The following is a 19629-nucleotide window of genomic DNA, read 5'->3' on the forward strand; positions in this document are numbered from 1 at the left end:
GTCACATACCGGGCAGCGGAATGCCGGCAGCGGCCCAGCGCGCAGTGGCGGCGTGACGGAATTCGGTATGGTCGCGGATATAGTCGCTTTCCGCATAATGTGCCGACGCCATCACGAGGCAGACGGCACCAGACGAGAAATTGTTGATCACGCGCCAGACCATCGGTTTCAGCAGCACGCCCTTATGCGAGCGATTGAGGAACACGCTTTCCTGCCGGCGGCCATCATCGAGATGGATGCTGAAACTGCCCGAGGCGGCGATGATCAGCTGTTGCAGTGTTTTATGCGCATGACCGGCGCGCTCGGAGCCCGAGGGAACGTCGTAGAGGTAATAGACACGCCGGATATCGAACGGCACCTGACGGTCGGCTTCCACGACGGTGAGATTGCCGCGCAGGTCATGCACGACCGGCAGGTCGATGACATCCCAGCTCTTGTCGGTCTCACTCATACGTCGGTTTTCCGCCCACAGATTCCCTTCGGCGGGAGTCTAGCCGGGAATTTATTAACAAATGCCTCAGCTTGAGGAGCCGGTCAGGCCTCACGAATGGCAACGCCGAAGCCGGTCTGGCCGAAACCGTTGCCGTTGTAGAACAGATGCGTGCCGCCGGGCAGCGCCGTCACCGCGCTAAAGCTGATGGCTTCCGAATCCCAGCCGTCCGGCGAGACATCCAGGCCCAGCGCCGCGTCGTCGCGCTGCCAGGTGCGACCATCGACCGAAATGGCATAAGCCAGCCGGTAGCCGTGCCGCAGCGTACGCGTCGAGAAGTAAAGCTCGTATCCGGCCGTTGACGACACCACGAAAGGCCGGCCGAGGCCGTGTTCGACCGCCTCATCGGGCCCGAGCACGAAACGGCTGGGCCCCGTCCATTGCCGGCCATCGGCCGAGTGTACTTCGCGCATGTGATAGCTCGGCACCGCCTTGCCGCCGACCTCCACTTCATGGTCGCCGGCGATATACAGCATGCGCCAGTTGTCGCTGCCGTCACGCAACACGAAGGGTGCGGTGCGATAGAGCAGTTCGCCGTCGCAGCGCTCCAGGATCGGCGCCTCCGAGATGCGCGTGAAGCTTTCGCCGCCGTCGCGGCTGATCGCCAGACCGCTGAACAGCGTGTAACGGACCTGCACGCCGAGCTGATAGCCGACGTAATAAAGCCAGAGCTCGTCACCGCGCCAGATCGCGCAGGTGGGATTGACGCCATTGTCGTCAAAACAGCCCGCCCGGCCGATATCGAGCACCGGTTTTTCTGAGCGACGCAGGATACGGGTCGGGTCGCGCGGATCGAGATCGGCATAGCCGATACGGCCGACGCCCCTGTCGTCGCAGGAGGCGAAATAGATGCGCAATCCACCATCGGGCATCCCGACAGGTGTCGGGATCATCGCATGACTGCGCGCCCAGGGCTCATGGCCATCCGGCGCATAAACACGCCCGAGCTTGCGCCAGCGCATGGTCATGTTATTCGGGCACCTTGAAGAAGCGCCAGGTCGTCAGTCTGGCAACCTCAGCATCAGCCGGACGAAACAGCTGTCCGGCGCCGGTATCTTTCGAGATCACGCAGCCGGGCCCGACCCAGTTGTCCTTGCCCAGCGTGAGATTGTTGGCCAGCGTGGCATTCACGCCGAGGAAGCTGCCGCTGCCGATGGTGCAATAGCCCGAGATCACTACATGCGATGACACGAAAACATTATCCTCGATCACGGAGTGGTGTCCGATATGGTTGCCGCTCCACAGCACGACATTGTCGCCGATGGTCACAAAAGGCTGCACCACGTTGTTCTCGAAGATGAAGCAATGCTCGCCCAGCCTGGCATTCTTCCACACAAATGCCTGCGGGCTGATATAGCTGGCCGGCCGGTAGCCCAGTGCCCTGGCGGCCGCCAGCAGCCGGGCGCGCAGGCGATTCATCTGCGTGTAGACCACGGCGACAAAAATATCGTGTTCGTCCGGCGGATACAGTGTGGCCAGGTTCTCAAAGGCCACGACCGGGCGGCCCAGCAGGCTGTCGCGCCCGAGATAGGCCTGCTCAACGGCAAAGGCGACCACCTCATACTCTTCGCCAGCGCTGAAATACTCGCAGGCGATCTCGGCAAAGGCGCTATCGCCGACCAGAACGAGTTTGCGTTTCTGCGCCACAGCCTACCCTCTCGCTTCACGCCTGGACGGCTGGGCCAGTGTCTGGCGGATCACGCCGCAGACATGATCGATCTGCGCATCCGCCAGCCCCGGCCAGACCGGCAGGCTCAGCGTCGTGCGCGCGATGCGCTCTGCCACCGGAAACTGCCCGGCGCCATAGCCCAGCGCGGCATAGGCCGGCTGCAGATGCGGTGGCACCGGATAATGCACCATGGTCTGCACACCGGCGGCAGTCAGCGCTTCCGCCAGGCGATCTCGTGCGGCATGGCGCACCGGGAACAGGTGCCAGACCGGTTCGGAGCCCTCGGTGACGGCCGGCAGATCGAGACCCGGCAGGCCGGACAGTGCCCGCATGTAGCGCGCGGCGATGCGGCAGCGGTCGGCATTCAGGTCGTCCAGCCGGCGCAGCTTCACCGACAGGATCGCGGCCTGCAGTTCATCCAGCCGTGAATTGCAGCCGGCGATCTGGTGTTCGTATTTCTTTTCCGAGCCGTAATTGCGGAGCAGCCGGATGCGTTTGGCCAGCGCGGCATCATGGGTGACCACAGCACCGCCATCGCCCAATGCGCCGAGATTCTTGGTCGGATAGAAGCTGAAACCTGCTGCCGTGCCGAGGCTGCCAACCTTATGGCCGCGATAGCTGGCGCCATGCGCCTGCGCGGCATCTTCGATCAGATGGAAGTTGTGCTGTGCCGCCAGTGCCTGCAGCGGCGCCATATCGGCCGGCACGCCATAGAGATGCACCGCGATCAGTGCCTTGGTGCGGTCCGTGATTGCTGCCCGCACCAACGCCGGATCGACATTGCCGGTACTGGCGAGGCAGTCGATGGCGACCGGGCGCGCGCCGGTGCGGGTGACGCCGAGCCAAGTGGCAATGAAGGTATGCGCCGGTACCAGCACCTCGTCGCCGGCGCCGATGCTTAAGCCTTCAAGGATCAGGGTCAGGGCATCTAGGCCATTGGCAACCCCGATGCCATGGCCAGCGGCGCAGTACGCGGCGAATTCGGATTCGAAAGCGGCGACGCGCTCGCCGAGGATGAACTGGCGGCCATCCAGCGTCGCGCGCCAGGCAGCATCCAGCTCGCCGGCAATGGCGGCATGCGTCAGTCCGATGTCGAAAAACGGCACATTCATGGGCGGCAATCCGGGTATTTGTGCATAAGTTAGATCACCGATTCTTAATAAATCACATCTAGTTTTCCGTGAGAAAGCGGACAGGATTCAACTCTGCGCATGACCCAACGCGACCGCAGCTCGGGAACCGGCATCGACCCCGCGGCTTATAGCGTCGCGGGCTTCGAAGATTTTCGCCGCCGCGCCGCCGATCCAAGGCTCAGCCCGCATGAGAAATCCGGCTTCCCCGACCTCTATCGCGAGGGCCGAGGCGGCACGATCCTGAACGACATCCTGGCCAAGATGCCGCCGCTCTGCGAGCGCGGCCGGCGGGTGCTCGACATCGGCCCGGGCAGTTCCAGCCTGCCGATGGCCGTGATCGAACATTGCATCCGCCAGCAGCATAGCCTTGTGATGGTCGATTCCGCCGAGATGCTGGCGCTGTTGCCCGATCATGCCGCGATCACCAAGATCGCCGGCGCCTTCCCCGCTGCTTTGCCCGCCGTGCAGAAATCTGGCGCCGGCTTTGATGCCATCCTGGTCTACAGCGTGGCGCAGTATGTGTTTGCCGAGGGCAACCTGTGGTCCTTCGTCGACCTCGCCGCGGGACTGCTCAATCCGGGAGGCACGCTGCTGATCGGCGATCTGCCCAATGCCAGCATGCGCAAGCGTTTCCTGGCCAGCGCGGCCGGACGCGAACACCATCGCCGTCATGTCGATCCCAACAACGATCCTGTCGTGGACTTCAATCTCGCCGAACCCGGCCAGATCAACGATGCGGTGGTCTTCGCCATCCTGCAGCGCATGCGGCTCGCCGGCTTCGATGCCTTCGTGCTGCCGCAGGCGCCGGAACTGCCGCAAGCCAGCCGCCGCGAAGACATTCTGATCCGCCGGCCGTGATGTCTGCCGATCACCCCAGGATCACATTGCGCCGCTACAGCGACAGCGACGCCGAAAGCTGGAACCGTTTCATAGCCTCCAGCAAGAACGGTACTTTCCTGCTGGACCGCAACTACATGGACTACCATCGTCAGCGCTTCGACGACCACTCGCTGCTGGCCTTCGACACCGACGGCGCATTGCTGGCCGTGATCCCGGCGCATCGCCGCGACGATATGCTGGTCAGTCATGGCGGCCTGACCTATGGCGGCGTGATCAGCGACGATGCGATGACGCCGCTGAAGATGCTCGGCCTGTTCGAGTCTCTGCTGGCGCATCTCAAAAGCCAGGGCATGCGCGGCCTCTATTACAAGACCATCCCGCGCTTCTATCACCGCCGGCCGGCCGACGAGGACCTGTTCGCCCTCTTCGTCCACAAGGCTGCACTGAAACGCCGCGACCTCACCACCCTGATTGATCCGCAATTCCCCGCGCCGGTGCAGACTCGCCGGCGGCGTGGCATGAAGGCGGCCGCCAAAGCCGGGCTGACGGTGTCCGCCAGCGACCGCTGGGAAGACTTCTGGGCAATCCTGACCCAGAACCTGGGCGACCGACATAATCTCAAGCCGGTGCACAGCGTCGAGGAAATCCGCCTGCTGCACGGCCGCTTCCCCGACGCCATCAAACTCTGGTGCGTCACGCAGAATGACGTCGTGGTTGGCGGAGCCGTCATCTACCTGACCGAACGCTGCGCGCATGTGCAGTACACTGCCAGCAATCCGGCCGGTCGCGATGCCAATGCGCTCGATCTCTTATTCTTCGCCCTGATCGAGGATTATGCCGGTCGCTGGTTCGACTTCGGGATTTCCAATGAAGGCGATGGCCGCATCCTCAACCACGGCCTGATCGACTACAAGGAAGGCTTCGGCGCCCGCACCGTCACGCTGGATCATTACGAGATCCTGCTGCCTTAGAGCGCCAGGCCTGCCAGCCGGAAAACCTCCAGCAGCTGCGTCCGCAGCCGCGCCACCGAATAGTCCTGCCCGACCCGGTCGCGCGCCTTTGCCACCATCGTCGCCCGCGTCGCCGCATCGCCCAGCAGGGCGGGCAGCGCCGTGGCCCAGTCGGCATCTTTCACCAGCAAAGCCGCGCCGCCGGCGCAGCAGTCGCGATAGATCGGATGATCCGACGCGATCACCGGCAGGCCAGCCGCCGTATACTCCACCCATTTGGTATAGGTCTTCATGCGGGTGAAAGGGTTGTCGCAGAGCGGCGTGAGGCCGAGCACCCAGTTGCGGCGCTGCAGGTCGCGCAGGTAGTCGTCGTACGGGATGAAGCGGCGCTCGTGCTTCACGCGCTCGCCAAAGCGCGACAGTTCCGCCGGACTATGCTCCAGCGAACCGATCAGTTCGAACCGCGCCTGCGGATGCTGCTCCAGCGCCGCGACAATGCCGGGCAACGCCAGTTTCAGATCCTCGTTATGCCCGCCGCTGGCCGCATAGCCAAAGGTGAGCGAGGTCGGCGCTGGTGGTGGTGGCAATAGATCGACGGCGGCGCAGATCGGGCCGACATGGGACTTGGCCACACTGACGCCAAGTTCCAGCATGCGGTCGCGCAGCGCGTCGGTGCTGAAATAGGCGACGCTCGCCTGCTCCATTTGCGCGCGCAGCGCCTGCAGCCGCGTCGGATGATTGTAATAGGCGACTTTCTCGGCGCCCTGGTCGGCCGAGACCTCCATCAGATTGTCGTCGAGATGGAAGACGAAAGGCAGGCCGAGCTTGCGACTGGCGGCGAGAAAATCCTCGGCCATTGCGCCATTGTACCGACTGGAAAACACCAGCGCCGGCCGCACCTGGTTCAGGATCATGCCGGCCAGCGAGAGACCATCGATGCCCGGCGGTGCATTTTTGGCGATCTGCACCAGTGCCTCCTGCGTCAGCATCTGGATATTGATGCCCGGCATGCCATGCAGCGGTCGCAGCAGATGAATTGCCAGTGTGGGCGACACGCTTGCCGAGAGGGCGAGAATGGTGACCGGCGGGTTCATCGCTTCAGATCGCCGAGCACGGCGAGCCAGCGTGCCGCATTGGCCGCAGGGCTGTAGCGCGCCTGGACAAAATCCTGCCCGGCCTGCAGACGCGCAAGCGTAACGGCAGGATTGCTGACCGCCGTTTCGACCGCAGTGGCAATCGAGGCATCGAGCCCGATGAAATCGCCCAACGTCTGATAACTTTCGAGCGGATGCGCCACCACGTAGCGGCCCGCCGCCAGCGCCTGCAATGCGCGGTTGTTGCTTTTGCCCCTGGATGAGGCGGCATCGGCATCGAAGGGCAGCACGACAAGATCACAGGCCGCCAGAGACGCCTCCAGCACGGGAACCGACCATTGTTCATGGGCCACGCCGAACGCGGCCGGTTCCGCCGGCCCGAATATCCGCTGGCTGTCTGCGCTCGGCAGCGCCTCGCAGACCAGCTTCAGCGCAACGGGGCGGCGCTGGCGGATTTTCGGCAGATCGTCATGCACCAGCTGACGCACTGCGGCGACATGCGCCGAGAGGAAGCCGAACCACAACAGGTTCAGCGGCTGTGCCGGTGCGAATTTCGCCGGCTGGGGCGCCACTTCCACCACATCTTCGATGACGAAAACCGGTCTGGCGGGACCCAGGACGTCGCGCATCTGCTGGGCCAGCGCCTCGGTCGGCGCGGTCACGGCGTCGCAGCGCGCGAAAACCGCTTCCAGGATCGTGCGATAGGTCTGTGCCTTGTCGCGCCCGAAGGCCTTCGCCATCGCGTCCAGGACATCCACGGAAAGCTTGAAATCCGAAACATCCACCACGATGCGGCCGCCCTGACTGCGGATCGCATCCAGCCGGTCGAACAGCACCTTGATCACATTGGCCAGCATCAGGATGTCGTGCTTGGGCTGGTGCAGCACCAGCAGGTCGAGCCGGGTGTCGAAATCCGGCCGGAACAGTTCCATCAGCGCAATGACCGAAGCGCTGTGTCCGTCCTGCCGCAGCTGCCCGGCGGGGATGAAGCCGCGATAACGCGTGCTGGCCAGACGGGTCATCTGATCCGGCGGGGCGTGGGGCGTGGTGTTGACGGCAAAGACGACGCGCATGGGCAGGCAAAAACTCGATTCGTGGGTTAACGAGTATAGCTGTTATGCCTGACGTTTTACCCCTTGCTTTGGCCCTCAGGCAGGAACCGCGCGCGTTCCTCGCGGAAGCGGCGCACCAGGAATTCGCGGCAGGTGACAATGCGGCGCACGGATGCTGATTCCGGATGGCTCAGCAGATAGTAGCTGCGGCGGAACGACACCTCGGGCAGCACGCGCACCAGATCCGCTTCGCCGTTGACGGCGAAATCATGCAGGATGCCGATGCCGGTGCCGGCGCGCACCGCTTCGAGCTGGCCGACCACGCTGGCGCAGCGGAATTTGCGGCCCGGCGATTTCTCCAGCAGCGCGCCGTAATCCAGCGCCGCGGAATACGCCATGTCCTCGACGCCGGCGACCAGCACATGGGCCGCGAGATCAGCGCTCTCTGCCGGTACGCCTTCGCGTTTCAGGTAGTCGCGCGCGGCATAAAGCCCGAGCGAATAATCGGCCAGCTTTGACACCACCAGGCGGCCATCGGCCGGCGGCTCAAGCACGATGGCGAGATCGGCCTCGCGGCGCGACAGCGAGAAAATGCGCGGCAGCGGCACCAGTTCGACCACCAGCCCGGGATGCAGCGCCACCAGCGCGCCGAGCTCGGCGGCGAGGAAGCAGTTGCCCAGACCATCCGGCGCGCCGATCCGCACCGTGCCGGCCACTTCGGCAGTGACGTCGCGCAGCTCTTCGGAAATCCCCAGCACGGCCGTCTCGAGCCGCTCCGCCACCTCGAGCAGGCGCTCGCCCGCCGCCGTCAGGGTCGAGCCGGCCGGCCGGCGGCTGAACAGCTGGCTGCCCAGCGACTCCTCCAGCGCATCCAGCCGGCGCGACACCGTGGCGTGGTTGAGCCCGAGCTTTTTGCCCGCCGACAGCAGCTGACCTTCGCGGGCGACCGCCAGAAAAACCCTCAGATGATCCCAGTCCATCTCACCTTGGCCCATGATCCGGCTCTAAACTTCAATTTCTGCACAATTGTTTCTGTTAATTTGACGTTGCTGTGCATTTCTTAATGCTGAAACACTTCCGGCCTTCCGTCAAACCCTTCCGGAGTCGCCAGATGGCCAATCTCATCCCCCATTTCATCAATGGCCGTCTCGTGCCGGGCACCGGTCGCACCGCGCCGGTGTTCAATCCGGCGACCGGCGCGCAGTCGGGAGAGGTCAGCCTCGCCACCGCCGCCGAGGTCCGCGCCGCCGTCCAGGCCGCCGCTGCCGTGGCCGATGACTGGGCCGCGACCACGCCGCTGAAGCGCGGCCGCATCCTGAACGCTTTCCTGCGCATCCTGGACGAACGCATCGACGAGCTTGCTGCTGTCATCACCGCCGAACACGGCAAGGTGCTGTCGGACGCCAGGGGCGAGATCCAGCGCGGCATGGAAGTGGTGGAATTCGCCACCGCCGCGCCGCAGCTGCTGAAGAGCGAGATGACCGAGAATGTCGGCACGCGCATCGACAGCTTTGCGCTGCGCCAGCCGCTCGGCGTCGTCGCCGGCATCACCCCGTTCAATTTTCCCGCCATGGTGCCGATGTGGATGTTCCCGGTCGCGCTGGCCTGCGGCAACTGCTTCATCCTCAAGCCGTCGGAGCGCGATCCATCCGCCTCGCTGCTGCTGGCGCAGTGGCTGAAGGAAGCCGGACTGCCGGACGGCGTGTTCAGCGTGATCCAGGGTGACAAGGATGCCGTCGATGCCCTGCTGCACGACCCGGATATCCAGGCGATCAGCTTCGTCGGCTCGACGCCGATCGCGCGCTACATCTATGAAACCGCCGCGCGCACCGGCAAGCGCTGCCAGGCCTTGGGCGGCGCCAAGAACCACATGATCGTGATGCCCGATGCCGATCTGGACCAGGCGGTGGATGCGCTGATGGGCGCGGCCTATGGCTCGGCCGGCGAGCGCTGCATGGCGATCTCGGTGGCGGTGCCGGTGGGTGAGGCCACCGCCAATGCGCTGATGGCCAAGCTGGAGCCAAAGGTGCGCGCGCTGCGCGTCGGCCCCGGCACCGATCCGGAAGCCGAGATGGGCCCGCTGGTGACGCGCCAGCATCTCGACAAGGTACGCGGCTATATCGATGCCGGCGTGGCCGAGGGCGCCAAGCTGGTGGTGGATGGCCGCGGGTTGAAGCTGCAGGGCTATGAGCAGGGCAACTTCATCGGCGGCACGCTGTTCGACCACGTGACCACCGACATGACGATCTACAGGGAAGAGATCTTCGGCCCGGTTCTGGCCGTGGCGCGCGCCGACAGCTACGCCACGGCGGCGAAGTGGATCAACGAGCATGAATTCGGCAACGGCACCGCGATCTTCACGCGCGATGGCGATGCCGCACGCGAATTCGCGCATCAGATCAAGGTCGGCATGGTGGGCATCAATGTGCCGATCCCGGTGCCGATGGCCTTCCATTCCTTCGGCGGCTGGAAGTCGTCGCTGTTCGGCGACCTGCATATGCATGGCCCCGAAGGCGTGCGCTTCTATTCGCGGCTCAAGACGATCACCAGCCGCTGGCCGACCGGCATCCGCGCCGGGGCCGAGTTCGTCATGCCGACGATGAAATAGGCCGGACGACATGGCAGACCCGCCCTGGTCCCATCGAGGGGGCCGGGGCGGCGGTATCGCCAACGTAAGCCATTGGAAAGATTGGTGCACCCGACAAGATTCGAACTTGTGACCTCTGCCTTCGGAGGGCAGCGCTCTATCCAGCTGAGCTACGGGTGCGGGGGTCTGGACGGGCCGGACCTTAACCGAGCCAACGGGTTGCGCGCAAGGCTGGCCGGGCGCCGGCTGCCGCTTCGTTTTGCTTCGCAGCGGTTCGTGGATGTTCGTACGGGTTCGTGGCGGTTCGCTGGCGTTCGTGAGCGTTCGCGGCGGTTCGTGGGTGTTCGTGAGCGTTCGTGGGAGTTCATTCGCCTCCTCCCTGTCCATCGCATGACGATACTCGCGCGACGCGCGATCAGCGGCGGCGCGCCTAATGTTTGCGCGGTGGCCTGACCGGAGCGCGGATCAGCAGCGGCGCACCGTTACGGTCGGTCAACTTTCCTTCACCCCGATAATCGAGAATGTTGCGCAGGAACGTGAAGGCCAGCTCATAGGCATGCTCCGGCCATTCGGAACGGATCGCATTGTCGAACCCATGGAGCGAGCAGCGCGTGCGGCAGGTCCATTCGCCATGATCGGCGCGCTCGGGCGGCTGCACCTCGGCAGTAAAATCCGTCAGTACGCCATTGTGCAGGCAGCGGCCGAGAAAGCGCGCGGGCGCGAAACAGGGAATACCGAACTCATCCATCACCGGCACGGGAATGCCAGCCGCATTGCCTGCGGCATCGCAGACCTCGAAGCCGAGCCCGTACGTGTTGAAACGCAGGAAGGCGGCGGCCTTCGAGTAGGCCCATTCGGGATAGCGCGAGCGGAACTGCCCGCCGCCGCCGATGAGCGGACAGGAGAAACTGCAGAGATAGTCGTCCGTGCCGTCATCGGCGGCGACCGGCGCACCGACCTCGCCAGTCAGCGGCCGGGTGATGCCATCGGGATAGCGGGCGACGAGGGAGAAGGCGAAGGCTTTCATGGGCCCTCACTATAGAACATAACGGGAACTTCCGCAAGGCAATCTTTCTGAGCTAATACCCTTTGGCGAGTTCCAATGCCAAAATCGCATGAGCTTTTATCTCGTCGTGATCAACAGCGGGGGCATTCATATGATGGTATTTAGTACCGAACGAGTTCACAGATTCCAGATCCTGAAGATGCTCAAACAGTGCGTGAGCTTGGCCCGCTCCGCGAATGACGCCGATCATTACCCCTAAGGATTTGCTCGACTTGAAATCACCCGGAAAGCGATAGCGCAGATGCGCTTCTAAGACGGGGCGAACGTTGCCGGCAATTAAGCGTAGTTCACTGCAGGAATCGGTCGCCACAAAATCGGTCAATTCCGCGTGCTGCTTAAAATAAACGTCCTGTACTTCCTGATAAATGTCCCACTCGCTCATATTGGTTTTGTGTTTTGCTTTTACGAACTGCTGACAAGTAACCGTATGAGCATCGAGAACAGAATGCAGTTCGTTGATAAAGAACGCATCGTGGGAGAAGAGAAATAACTGAGCGCATTCTGAACCGAACTTCTTTAGCAGATGCGCAGTCTGTACTCGTCGTGACCTATCTTGACTATTAAATGGGTCATCAAACACAACGATCTTCTTAGCCTTATCCGGATCGTTGTCTAATTGGGCCAAGAAAAATGCCAGCGCCAGCGTACTCTTGTCTCCTGCCGACAATGTATTTTTGAATGATCGTTGCCCCAAGGGAGTCTCTTCATCTCCCAAATCTACTGGGTGTCCATTAATAAGGAACTGGTATTGTGCACTCGGTGTACCTCCGATGTAGTTGTGCAAACTGTTCGCCATCCTGAAATCAGCTGCGAACCTGGTGAGATACTTGTTAATGGAATCTTCGTATCGCTTCGTCATACTTTGGAAATAAACATCCAATCTGTTCCTCGCCAATTTCTTCCGTTCATCCAACTCAACCTTCTCGGCCATTAAGGCCTGAAGAGCAGTGCAGTAAGCGGCCATATCCGGTTCATGTCGCCTTTTCTGCAGATTCAGCAATTTGAATTGCGACCTCAGATCGTCCAAGTTTGCTTTTCTTGTGGCGGCTTTTAGGTGCTTAATTTTTTCGTTCTTAAGCCCCACCTCTGAGTTATAGGCACCAAGTCTATCGACGAGGTCTCTAATTCCACTTTCGGCTGACCTGTAATCACTCCCCAATTCAATTTTACTCAGGGGGTTTTGCAGTTTTCTACGAACGTAATCGAGAGCAATTCTTTGAAAATCGGCTATCACCACAGGATAATCCGAAATATCCACCTTGCTGTCTTTCACGTCGAGGAACTGTCCCCAAAAACCGATGGCTCTCCCATTTTCGGAATACTCAACTGATATCAACGATACATTTTGCGGTCCTAGCTGACTCACAAAAGCGAACTCAAGTTTCTGCACTTCATCAATAAATTTGGCATACGCCTCCCCAAAGTAGGCCTTATAAGCATCAATCAGGGAAAGCGCTCTTAAACCTTGGCCGCAAAATGGGCACTCGTCCTTCTTTATAAAGCTTACACCCGCACGCAACCATCTCTCGCCTTCATGCCCCATCGAATGCATCGCAATTCGTGACTTAACTATCCCTTCGGCCTCCTCGGCAATACGATCCAAGGTCGCGGTGACTATTTCGTCTACACCCTCTGGAATTTTTGGAACGACCAATTCATTTAGTAAAAAGTTTGCGCTGATCTCGCTTGCTCGCTCGGCAGCTTTAATTTCTATAGCTTTCTCATTCATCAAATCATCGATACTGCCTACTTTTTCTAACTCTAAGTAGTCGTCGACATTTATCCCGTGCGGTTTGATTTCTTTCTCAAGGTCACGCCGGCGAGATAATATCTCGACATTCTTTTCCCGAATTGCAGCATCCAAATCATCGACATCTTTCTTGAGAGCGACGCCCGCACGACCGACGATTACCTCCAGTTGCTTGCGCCGATGATCGCGGTCTATGTAGTCGCCCGCATGAACATTCTCGGATATAAATGCGGAGTCGAAGATGGAAATATTTGGAAGCGTGGCCGACCATGCGCCATCAAATGTAATCGTTCTATCGTCTGTCAGTATTTTAACTTTGGGCGAAGCATCTCCACCCAAAGTAGCCCGTTCAGTAATATAGGCAGACTCACCTGACGCCAGAGACCTTAAGACGGCGCAGACTGTTGTTTTGCCGCATCCGTTGGACGCAAAAAATAAGTTAAAGCGATTTAACTCGACTCCTTTCTGACTCGCTTTGTGAAAGCGCCCAACATTGGAAATTTCCGCAATTCTATTGAGCATGCCGTTCCCCTTCTCCTTTTACCCACAAGGCTAAGGCATAGAAGCGGCAACACGCCAGATGATTACCATGGTATGCTATCTTATGCTGCCCCCGCGTTGGGGCGAGGAGGTCAACAAGATCGGTGTTTTGCGTGGGCAGGCTGGGATCGTCAGCATGCCGCCGAAGTGTATCGGCCCTGACTATAATTCAAGCGCAGGGCTACCGACCTAACAGTCCCGCGTAGAACGCACCCGCCCCTATGCCTTCGCCGCCTCGTCCATCAGCAGATCGAGCGGCGTGCCGCCGAACACATGTTCCTCGGTCAGCGTCGCCATCAGGTTCATCGCGCCGTAGAAGTGCAGGAAATAACAGTTCTGCAATTCGCGGCGCACCAGATAATGCGCCATCCGGATGATCGACGGATGCAGGTGTTTCGGCTGGTTATCCCAGATGAGGATCTCGGGCACATAGAGCAGCAGCGTTTCCTGGATGCCCCAGTTGAACCTGGTGTTGAGCAGATGGCCGAGATCGCGTTCGATGATCTCATGCGACAGCAGCGGCTGTTCGTAGAGCCGGGCGCCCGCATCCTCGCCGTCATAGCAGTGCAGGAACAGATCCCGGTGATGCCTGGGCGACACCACCAGCACGCCGGTGTTGAACATGATGTCGTGCTCAGGGACATTGTGGTCCCGGTAGTTCTTTCTGATTTCCTGCTCCCACACCATGTCCTCGGCATCGGGCAGGAACTGCGCGTTATGCAGGCGCTCGAGATAGATCATGCGTTCGGCGCTTGAACTGCGCGCGCCGGCCACGGCGAGGCTGATCTTTTCCGGCGGACCGGACGAGGCCACGATGTCCTGCGCCTCGGGGCCGATGATGATATCGGAATCGATCCAGACAATGCGCTCATACTGCGCCGACCAGGGCTGGCTCAGGATCAGCAGCTTCTGCCAGGCCGGTGAGCGCGCCTGCGCCCTGCTGCCGGTATCGAGCGGCTGGCTGATGATGATCACATCGTAATCGAAAGTCCGGGCATAGCGGAGCCAGGAGGCCCGGCACAGGCGCAGCCAGGTGGCGATGTAATTCGGGCCGATAATGAGGGTGACGATGGCCGTCTTGCGCCCGGTATGGGGAACCACGCTCTCGGGCGTATCCAGTACGAACATGGGACGGCGCACCCTTCTGGTGGCTGGCTTCCGGCCCTTCTTGCCAGAGCGGCAGAAGCCCTGCAACGGATTTGTCGGCCGGGCCGCGTCAGGCCGCGCGGCTGCGCGTCAGTTCGAGGAACAGGTCTTCAAGGTCGGCGTCCTGCGTGGTGAGGTCGTGGATCGCCAGCCCGGCCGCCTGCAGTTTGGCCAGCAGGCTGCCGAACGGCATCTGGCTCGGGCGATACTGCAGCCGCAGCCGGCGCGGGCCGACCAGTTCGGCATCCAGACCCGCCAATGCCGGCGGGATCGCGGCGAGATCGGCCTCAAGCGTGACGACCACATCCTTGCGGTCCATGCGTGCCAGCAGTTTTGGCGTCGCGTCATGCGCCACGATACGCCCGTGGTTGACGATGGCGATATGATCGCACAAAGCCTCGGCCTCTTCGAGGTAATGCGTGGTCAGCACCACGGTGGTGCCGCGCGCATTGAGCTGCCGCACATAGGCCCAGAGCTGCTGGCGCAGTTCGATGTCGACGCCGGCGGTGGGTTCGTCCAGCACCAGCACCGGCGGGGTATGCACCAGCGCCTTGCCGACCAGCAGGCGACGCCGCATGCCGCCCGACAGCGTGCGCGCGTAGGAATTCGCCTTGTCGGTGAGGCCCAGCGCCGCCAGAATCTCGTCGCTGCGCCGTTCGGCCTTCGGCACGCCGTAGAGGCCGGCCTGGAATTCCAGCGCCTCGCGCGGCGTGAAAAACGGATCGAGGTTGAGTTCCTGCGGCACCACGCCGATGGCCGCGCGGGCGGCGCGCGTGCTCGTGTCGATATCGTGGCCCCAGACGGCGGCGCTGCCCGAGGTCTTGGTCACCAGGCCGGCGAGGATATTGATCAGCGTGGATTTGCCAGCGCCGTTCGGGCCAAGCAGACCGAAGAAACTGCCGCGCGGGATATCCAGGGTGATGCCATGCAGGGCCGTCTTGGCCTTGTCGCCCTTGCCATAGACCTTGACCAGATCGCGCACGGAAATGGCGGGAACAGCGGCGGAAAGCTGGCCCAAAACGGACGGAGAATCGGCAGCAGTCATGGCGCGGCCTGTGGCGTTTTGCCCCTGTAGGGCTGGCGTGGCGGACGGTGCTGCGGTAGGTATCACTTCAGGCCTTGGGGGTCAAACCCGGGGCCTTGAGACCGCTTTCTGGCAGCCCATCCGGAGACACCCATGCAGGCCAAGACTTCTGCTCCCGAAACCATCACCGTGGAAAGCCCGGTCGTGGCCTGCGACGGCGGCGGCGGTGCGCTGGGCCATCCGCGCGTCTATCTGAACATGGGCGACAAGACCGAGATTGACTGCCCCTATTGCGGCCGCGCCTATGTGCTGAAGGCCGGCGCGCACGGCCACGGTCACTAAACCACCCTCGTCATCCCTGCGAAAGCGGGGATCCAGTCGCCGTCGACAGCACGCTCCTTCCGGGGACGACGAAACAGAGACTTTCGGAGAGCGTCTTTCAATGGCATCCAAACACCGCCTCTATCTGGTTGACGGCTCGGGCTACATCTTCCGGGCCTATCACGCGCTGCCGCCCCTGACACGCAAATCCGACGGCATGCCGATCGGCGCCGTGTCGGGCTTCTGCAACATGCTGTCCTCCTTGCGCGACAAGGCCGAGCATGACGAGGCCGTCAGCCATATGGCGGTGATCTTCGATGCCGGTCGCGAAACCTTCCGCAGCGAGATCTATCCGGAATACAAAGCCAACCGTTCCGAGACGCCGGAAGACCTGATCCCGCAATTCGCGCCGATCCGCGAAGCCACGCGCGCCTTTGGTTTGCCCAGCATCGAGAAAGACGGCTTCGAGGCCGACGACATCATCGCGACCTATGCCCGCATCGCCCATGAAGCCGGCATGGAAGTCTGCGTCGTGTCGTCGGACAAGGACCTGATGCAGCTCGTCAGGGACGGCGTGGGCATGATGGATCCGATGAAGGACCGCAATATCGGTCCGGCCGAAGTGATGGAGAAATTCGGCGTCGCGCCCGACAAGGTGATCGACGTGCAGGCGCTGGCCGGCGATTCCACCGACAACGTGCCCGGCGTGCCCGGCATCGGCATCAAGACGGCAGCCGAACTGATCAACATCTATGGCGACCTGGAAAGCCTGCTGGCGCGCGCCGGCGAGATCAAGCAGCCCAAGCGCCGCGAGACGCTGCTCAACAATGCCGACAAGGCGCGGATTTCCTATCAGCTGGTGAAGCTGAAGGACGATGTGCCGCTGGAGCTTGGCCTCGACGACCTGAAACTCTCGCCGGTGGAATGGCCGAAACTGTCGGCCTTCCTGAACGAGATGGAATTCCGCACGCTCACCTCGCGGATCGAGAACAAGCTGCGCTCGCGCGGCACCGATATGTCGGGCGGCGCGCCAGGCGTGACGGCGCGTCCTGAAAGCATGTACAGCGCACCGGTGGCGTCCGCACATAAGGCGACGACGCCGATTGCCCCGGTGATCGCCTTTGCCGGCGAAGGCGGCCCCGAGCAGCCTGCCGTCAGCCGCGACCGGTACGAGATGGTGCAGGACCTTGGCGCGCTGCAGCGCTGGATCGCGCGCGGCTTCGAGGCCGGCGTCATCGCCTTCGACACCGAGACCACCAATCTGTCGCCCACCATGGCCGAGATCGTCGGCTTCAGCCTCGCCGTTGCACCGGGCGAGGCCTGCTATGTGCCGCTCGGCCATCGCAAGGCCGGCGGCGGGCTGGATTTCGGCGGCGATGGCGAGCTGAAGCAGATTCCGCTGCAGCAGGCGCTTGATGCACTGAAGCCCCTGCTGGCCGATCCCGGCGTGCTGAAAGTCGGGCAGAACATCAAATACGATATGGCGGTGCTGAACAAATACGGCGTCAGCGTCGCGGCTTACGACGACACCATGCTGATGTCCTACACGCTGGATGCCGGCAAGCATGGTCACGGCATGGACGAGCTGTCGCAGCGCCATCTCAGCCATACCCCGATCAGCTACGACGAGGTCACCGGCACCGGCAAGGCGCGGCTGCCCTTTGCCGAAGTGGCGCTCGACAAGGCGCGCGATTACGCCGCCGAGGATGCCGATGTGACGCTGCGGCTCTGGCATGTGTTGAAACCGCGCCTGCTGGCCGAGAAGCAGGTCACGCTGTACGAGACCATCGAACGGCCGCTGCCCGATGTGGTCTGCGCCATGGAATGCGCCGGCATCAAGGTCGATCCGGCCGAACTCAACCGCCTGTCGGCGGATTTCGCGCAGCGCATGGAGACTTTCGAGAAGAAGGCGCATGAACTGGCGGAAGACAGCTTCAACATCGGTTCGCCCAAGCAGCTCGGCGAAATCCTGTTCGACAAGATGAAGCTGCCCGGCGGCAAGAAGGGCAAGACCGGGGCTTACTCGACCGGTGCCGAGGTGCTGGAGGAACTGGCCGCCGAGGGCCATGAACTGCCGCGCGTGGTGCTGGACTGGCGCCAGCTGCAGAAGCTGAAAAGCACCTATTCCGATGCACTGGTCGCCTCGATCAACCCGCGCACCGGCCGCGTGCACACCTCCTTCGCGCTGTCGGCCACCAATACCGGCCGCTTCGCGTCATCCGATCCCAACCTGCAGAATATTCCGGTGCGCACCGAGGAAGGCCGCAAGATCCGCAAGGCCTTCGTCGCCGACAAGGGCCACAAGATCATCTCGGCCGACTATTCGCAGATCGAGCTGCGCATCCTGGCCCATATCGCCGATATCGGCACGCTGAAGGACGCCTTCCGCGATGGCATCGACATCCACGCGCTGACCGCCAGCCAGGTGTTCAACACGCCGGTCGAAGGCATGGACCCGATGGTGCGCCGCGCCGCGAAAGCCATCAACTTCGGGATCATCTACGGCATGAGCGCGTTTGGCCTGGCGGCCCAGCTCGGCATCCCGCAGCGCGAGGCGCAGAGCTATATCGAGGCCTATTTCCAGCGCTATCCCGGCATCCGCGCCTATATGGACAGCACCAAGAAGCAGGTGAAGGAACAGGGTTTCGTCACCACGCTCTATGGCCGGCGCGTGCATTTCCCCAATATCAACTCGAAGAACCCGGCCGAACGCGCCTTCCTCGAACGCGCGGCGATCAACGCGCCGATTCAAGGGTCCGCGGCCGACATCATCAAACGCGCCATGGCGAAACTGCCGGCGGCGATTGCGGCGCAGAATCTCAGCGCCCGCATGCTGCTGCAGGTGCATGACGAACTGGTCTTCGAGGCGAAGGAGACGGAAGTCGACGCGCTGATCGCGGTGGCCAAGGACGTGATGCAGGCGGCCGCCCAGCTCGATGTGCCGCTGGTGGTCGAAGCCGGCGTGGGCGACAACTGGGAAGCGGCGCATTAAGGCAAATTGTCATCCCCGGGCTTGCCCCGGGGATCCACGTCTTACGTCTCTATAAAGAAAAGGCGTGGATGGCCGGGTCAAGCCCGGCCATGACAGTTTTGAGGTGTCGGTGTCTTTACTCGAACACCGGCCGGAAGAAATTGCGCTCCCAGCGGCGGATGCATTTGGTCTGCTGACCATACTCCCAGGCCGCCTTGCATTCGGCATCGTCTGCCATGGCGATGCGATACTGCTCGTAGGCCGCGAGACTCGGGAAGCTGAAGCTGGCCAGCGCGATATCGCTGGCGCCCTCGCTGGGCAGCAGGTAGCCGTGATGCGTGCCGCCGAGTTTCTTCACCAGCCGGATCCACATCCGGCCGTAGTCCTCGAATTCCTTCACCTTGTCGGGGTCGATCTCGTAGCGCAGGAAACAGGTGATCATGCTCGCAACCTCTGTTCTCGTCACCCTCGGGCTTGACCCGAGGACCTCGTGCAACGGCCTGAGACCCTCGGGTCAAGCCCGAGAGTGACGATCTCTCTTACTGCGCGCCCTTCAAACAACGCTGCACGATGGCGCCGCAGGGTTCCATGATCTCGCGCCCCGTGGCGGTGCGGCCGCGGAATTCGACCTCGCGCACCCTTCCGTTTTGCAGCGCAAAGGTCGCCTCGCAGTAACGGAAATAGTCGTATGATGTCTCAGCGCGGCCGGTCGGCGTGTAACCCACATCAGAGATCGTGGTCGCCGAACGGCTGGTCTCGCGGAAATAGCTCCACAAATCGATGCCATTCTCGCGGTTCAGCGCGGTCGGCTCGCCGGCACAGGCCTTGAGCTGGGCATCGCTCATGCCGATCATCTCGGTCCGGGCCCGCTCGGCCACCTGTTCCAGCGGCGAGGCACAGCCGGCAAGGCCGGCAGCGAGGATCAGGCAGGCCGGAAACAGTCGTGCGGGGGCGAGGCGGTTTTTGTGCATTGCGCCAATCTGCCGCAACGCCAAG

General features: G+C 62.1%; 18 protein-coding genes and 1 tRNA gene. 5 read left to right on the top strand and 14 right to left on the bottom strand.

The window, feature by feature from the left end:
• Window position 1: 1 nt before the first annotated feature.
• From FNB15_RS01505 to FNB15_RS01520, 4 genes are all read right to left on the bottom strand, one after another.
• Window positions 2-451 (bottom strand): sugar 3,4-ketoisomerase, encoded by a 450-nt coding sequence (locus FNB15_RS01505; protein ID WP_144067014.1) that lies wholly within the window; start codon window positions 449-451, stop codon window positions 2-4.
• Between the two features lie 83 nt (window positions 452-534).
• Window positions 535-1458, bottom strand: coding sequence for a glycoside hydrolase family protein (locus FNB15_RS01510; protein ID WP_221932721.1), 924 nt, complete (start codon window positions 1456-1458; stop codon window positions 535-537).
• A gap of 1 nt (window position 1459) precedes the next feature.
• Window positions 1460-2137: an acetyltransferase gene (locus FNB15_RS01515; RefSeq protein ID WP_144067015.1), complete on the bottom strand. Its 678-nt coding sequence runs from the start codon at window positions 2135-2137 to the stop codon at window positions 1460-1462.
• 3 nt (window positions 2138-2140) lie between these two features.
• Complete coding sequence (locus tag FNB15_RS01520; RefSeq protein WP_144067016.1) at window positions 2141-3271, bottom strand: DegT/DnrJ/EryC1/StrS family aminotransferase; 1131 nt, start codon at window positions 3269-3271, stop codon at window positions 2141-2143.
• Between the two features lie 99 nt (window positions 3272-3370).
• Here FNB15_RS01520 and FNB15_RS01525 point away from each other — a divergent pair, with 99 nt between their 5' ends.
• Together FNB15_RS01525 and FNB15_RS01530 are read left to right on the top strand one after the other, a co-directional pair.
• Complete coding sequence (locus FNB15_RS01525) at window positions 3371-4150, top strand: class I SAM-dependent methyltransferase (RefSeq protein ID WP_144067017.1); 780 nt, start codon at window positions 3371-3373, stop codon at window positions 4148-4150.
• Entirely contained in the window at window positions 4150-5103 is a 954-nt protein-coding gene (locus tag FNB15_RS01530) for a GNAT family N-acetyltransferase (protein WP_144067018.1), read from the top strand. The genes FNB15_RS01525 and FNB15_RS01530 overlap by 1 nt, the downstream gene beginning before the upstream one ends.
• Here the strand turns inward: FNB15_RS01530 and FNB15_RS01535 are convergent.
• From FNB15_RS01535 to FNB15_RS01545, 3 genes are all read right to left on the bottom strand, one after another.
• Entirely contained in the window at window positions 5100-6176 is a 1077-nt protein-coding gene (locus tag FNB15_RS01535) for a glycosyltransferase family protein (protein WP_144067019.1), read from the bottom strand. The two genes, FNB15_RS01530 and FNB15_RS01535, sit on opposite strands and share 4 nt — an antisense overlap.
• Window positions 6173-7198 carry a glycosyltransferase family protein gene (locus FNB15_RS01540; protein WP_144067020.1) on the bottom strand — a complete coding sequence of 342 codons (1026 nt, stop codon included), beginning with the start codon at window positions 7196-7198 and terminating at the stop codon, window positions 6173-6175. Before FNB15_RS01540 ends, FNB15_RS01535 begins: the two co-directional genes overlap by 4 nt.
• A gap of 107 nt (window positions 7199-7305) precedes the next feature.
• Window positions 7306-8223: a LysR family transcriptional regulator gene (locus tag FNB15_RS01545; RefSeq protein ID WP_246068763.1), complete on the bottom strand. Its 918-nt coding sequence runs from the start codon at window positions 8221-8223 to the stop codon at window positions 7306-7308.
• 116 nt (window positions 8224-8339) lie between these two features.
• Here FNB15_RS01545 and FNB15_RS01550 point away from each other — a divergent pair, with 116 nt between their 5' ends.
• Window positions 8340-9836, top strand: a complete 1497-nt coding sequence (locus FNB15_RS01550) for a CoA-acylating methylmalonate-semialdehyde dehydrogenase (protein ID WP_144067021.1) — start codon at window positions 8340-8342, stop codon at window positions 9834-9836.
• An 82-nt stretch (window positions 9837-9918) separates the two neighbouring features.
• Here FNB15_RS01550 and FNB15_RS01555 read toward each other — a convergent pair.
• From FNB15_RS01555 to FNB15_RS01575, 5 genes are all read right to left on the bottom strand, one after another.
• Window positions 9919-9995, bottom strand: a tRNA-Arg gene (locus tag FNB15_RS01555).
• Window positions 9996-10245: 250 nt separating this feature from the next.
• Window positions 10246-10842: a hypothetical protein gene (locus FNB15_RS01560; protein WP_144067022.1), complete on the bottom strand. Its 597-nt coding sequence runs from the start codon at window positions 10840-10842 to the stop codon at window positions 10246-10248.
• A 52-nt stretch (window positions 10843-10894) separates the two neighbouring features.
• Complete coding sequence (locus FNB15_RS01565) at window positions 10895-13153, bottom strand: AAA family ATPase (protein ID WP_144067023.1); 2259 nt, start codon at window positions 13151-13153, stop codon at window positions 10895-10897.
• A 237-nt stretch (window positions 13154-13390) separates the two neighbouring features.
• The gene (locus FNB15_RS01570; RefSeq protein WP_144067024.1) at window positions 13391-14299 is read right to left on the bottom strand and encodes a hypothetical protein; all 909 of its coding nucleotides are present in this window, start codon (window positions 14297-14299) and stop codon (window positions 13391-13393) included.
• A gap of 88 nt (window positions 14300-14387) precedes the next feature.
• The gene (locus FNB15_RS01575) at window positions 14388-15362 is read right to left on the bottom strand and encodes an ABC transporter ATP-binding protein (RefSeq protein ID WP_144067025.1); all 975 of its coding nucleotides are present in this window, start codon (window positions 15360-15362) and stop codon (window positions 14388-14390) included.
• Window positions 15363-15494: 132 nt separating this feature from the next.
• Here FNB15_RS01575 and FNB15_RS01580 point away from each other — a divergent pair, with 132 nt between their 5' ends.
• On the top strand, window positions 15495-15683 hold the full coding sequence (locus FNB15_RS01580; RefSeq protein WP_144067026.1) for a zinc-finger domain-containing protein: 189 nt from the start codon (window positions 15495-15497) through the stop codon (window positions 15681-15683).
• Between the two features lie 100 nt (window positions 15684-15783).
• Window positions 15784-18654 (top strand): DNA polymerase I, encoded by a 2871-nt coding sequence (gene polA, locus FNB15_RS01585; RefSeq protein WP_144067027.1) that lies wholly within the window; start codon window positions 15784-15786, stop codon window positions 18652-18654.
• Window positions 18655-18769: 115 nt separating this feature from the next.
• On the opposite strand, the gene FNB15_RS01590 is transcribed toward polA, so the two are convergent.
• Complete coding sequence (locus FNB15_RS01590; protein ID WP_144067028.1) at window positions 18770-19075, bottom strand: NIPSNAP family protein; 306 nt, start codon at window positions 19073-19075, stop codon at window positions 18770-18772.
• A 97-nt stretch (window positions 19076-19172) separates the two neighbouring features.
• Window positions 19173-19604, bottom strand: coding sequence for a hypothetical protein (locus tag FNB15_RS01595; protein WP_144067029.1), 432 nt, complete (start codon window positions 19602-19604; stop codon window positions 19173-19175).
• Window positions 19605-19629: the final 25 nt, after the last annotated feature.

It is taken from the genome of Ferrovibrio terrae, from assembly GCF_007197755.1.
GTDB lineage: Bacteria > Pseudomonadota > Alphaproteobacteria > Ferrovibrionales > Ferrovibrionaceae > Ferrovibrio > Ferrovibrio terrae.

Coding starts and splice junctions, on each gene's coding strand:
- FNB15_RS01505 (WP_144067014.1), bottom strand. CDS start 451: ATGAGTGAGACCGACAAGAGCTGGGATGTCATCGACCTGCCGGTCGTG.
- FNB15_RS01510 (WP_221932721.1), bottom strand. CDS start 1,458: ATGACCATGCGCTGGCGCAAGCTCGGGCGTGTTTATGCGCCGGATGGC.
- FNB15_RS01520 (WP_144067016.1), bottom strand. CDS start 3,271: ATGAATGTGCCGTTTTTCGACATCGGACTGACGCATGCCGCCATTGCC.
- FNB15_RS01525 (WP_144067017.1), top strand. CDS start 3,371: ATGACCCAACGCGACCGCAGCTCGGGAACCGGCATCGACCCCGCGGCT.
- FNB15_RS01530 (WP_144067018.1), top strand. CDS start 4,150: ATGTCTGCCGATCACCCCAGGATCACATTGCGCCGCTACAGCGACAGC.
- FNB15_RS01535 (WP_144067019.1), bottom strand. CDS start 6,176: ATGAACCCGCCGGTCACCATTCTCGCCCTCTCGGCAAGCGTGTCGCCC.
- FNB15_RS01540 (WP_144067020.1), bottom strand. CDS start 7,198: ATGACCCGTCTGGCCAGCACGCGTTATCGCGGCTTCATCCCCGCCGGG.
- FNB15_RS01545 (WP_246068763.1), bottom strand. CDS start 8,223: ATGGGCCAAGGTGAGATGGACTGGGATCATCTGAGGGTTTTTCTGGCG.
- FNB15_RS01550 (WP_144067021.1), top strand. CDS start 8,340: ATGGCCAATCTCATCCCCCATTTCATCAATGGCCGTCTCGTGCCGGGC.
- FNB15_RS01560 (WP_144067022.1), bottom strand. CDS start 10,842: ATGAAAGCCTTCGCCTTCTCCCTCGTCGCCCGCTATCCCGATGGCATC.
- FNB15_RS01565 (WP_144067023.1), bottom strand. CDS start 13,153: ATGCTCAATAGAATTGCGGAAATTTCCAATGTTGGGCGCTTTCACAAA.
- FNB15_RS01570 (WP_144067024.1), bottom strand. CDS start 14,299: ATGTTCGTACTGGATACGCCCGAGAGCGTGGTTCCCCATACCGGGCGC.
- FNB15_RS01575 (WP_144067025.1), bottom strand. CDS start 15,362: ATGACTGCTGCCGATTCTCCGTCCGTTTTGGGCCAGCTTTCCGCCGCT.
- FNB15_RS01580 (WP_144067026.1), top strand. CDS start 15,495: ATGCAGGCCAAGACTTCTGCTCCCGAAACCATCACCGTGGAAAGCCCG.
- polA (WP_144067027.1), top strand. CDS start 15,784: ATGGCATCCAAACACCGCCTCTATCTGGTTGACGGCTCGGGCTACATC.
- FNB15_RS01590 (WP_144067028.1), bottom strand. CDS start 19,075: ATGATCACCTGTTTCCTGCGCTACGAGATCGACCCCGACAAGGTGAAG.
- FNB15_RS01595 (WP_144067029.1), bottom strand. CDS start 19,604: ATGCACAAAAACCGCCTCGCCCCCGCACGACTGTTTCCGGCCTGCCTG.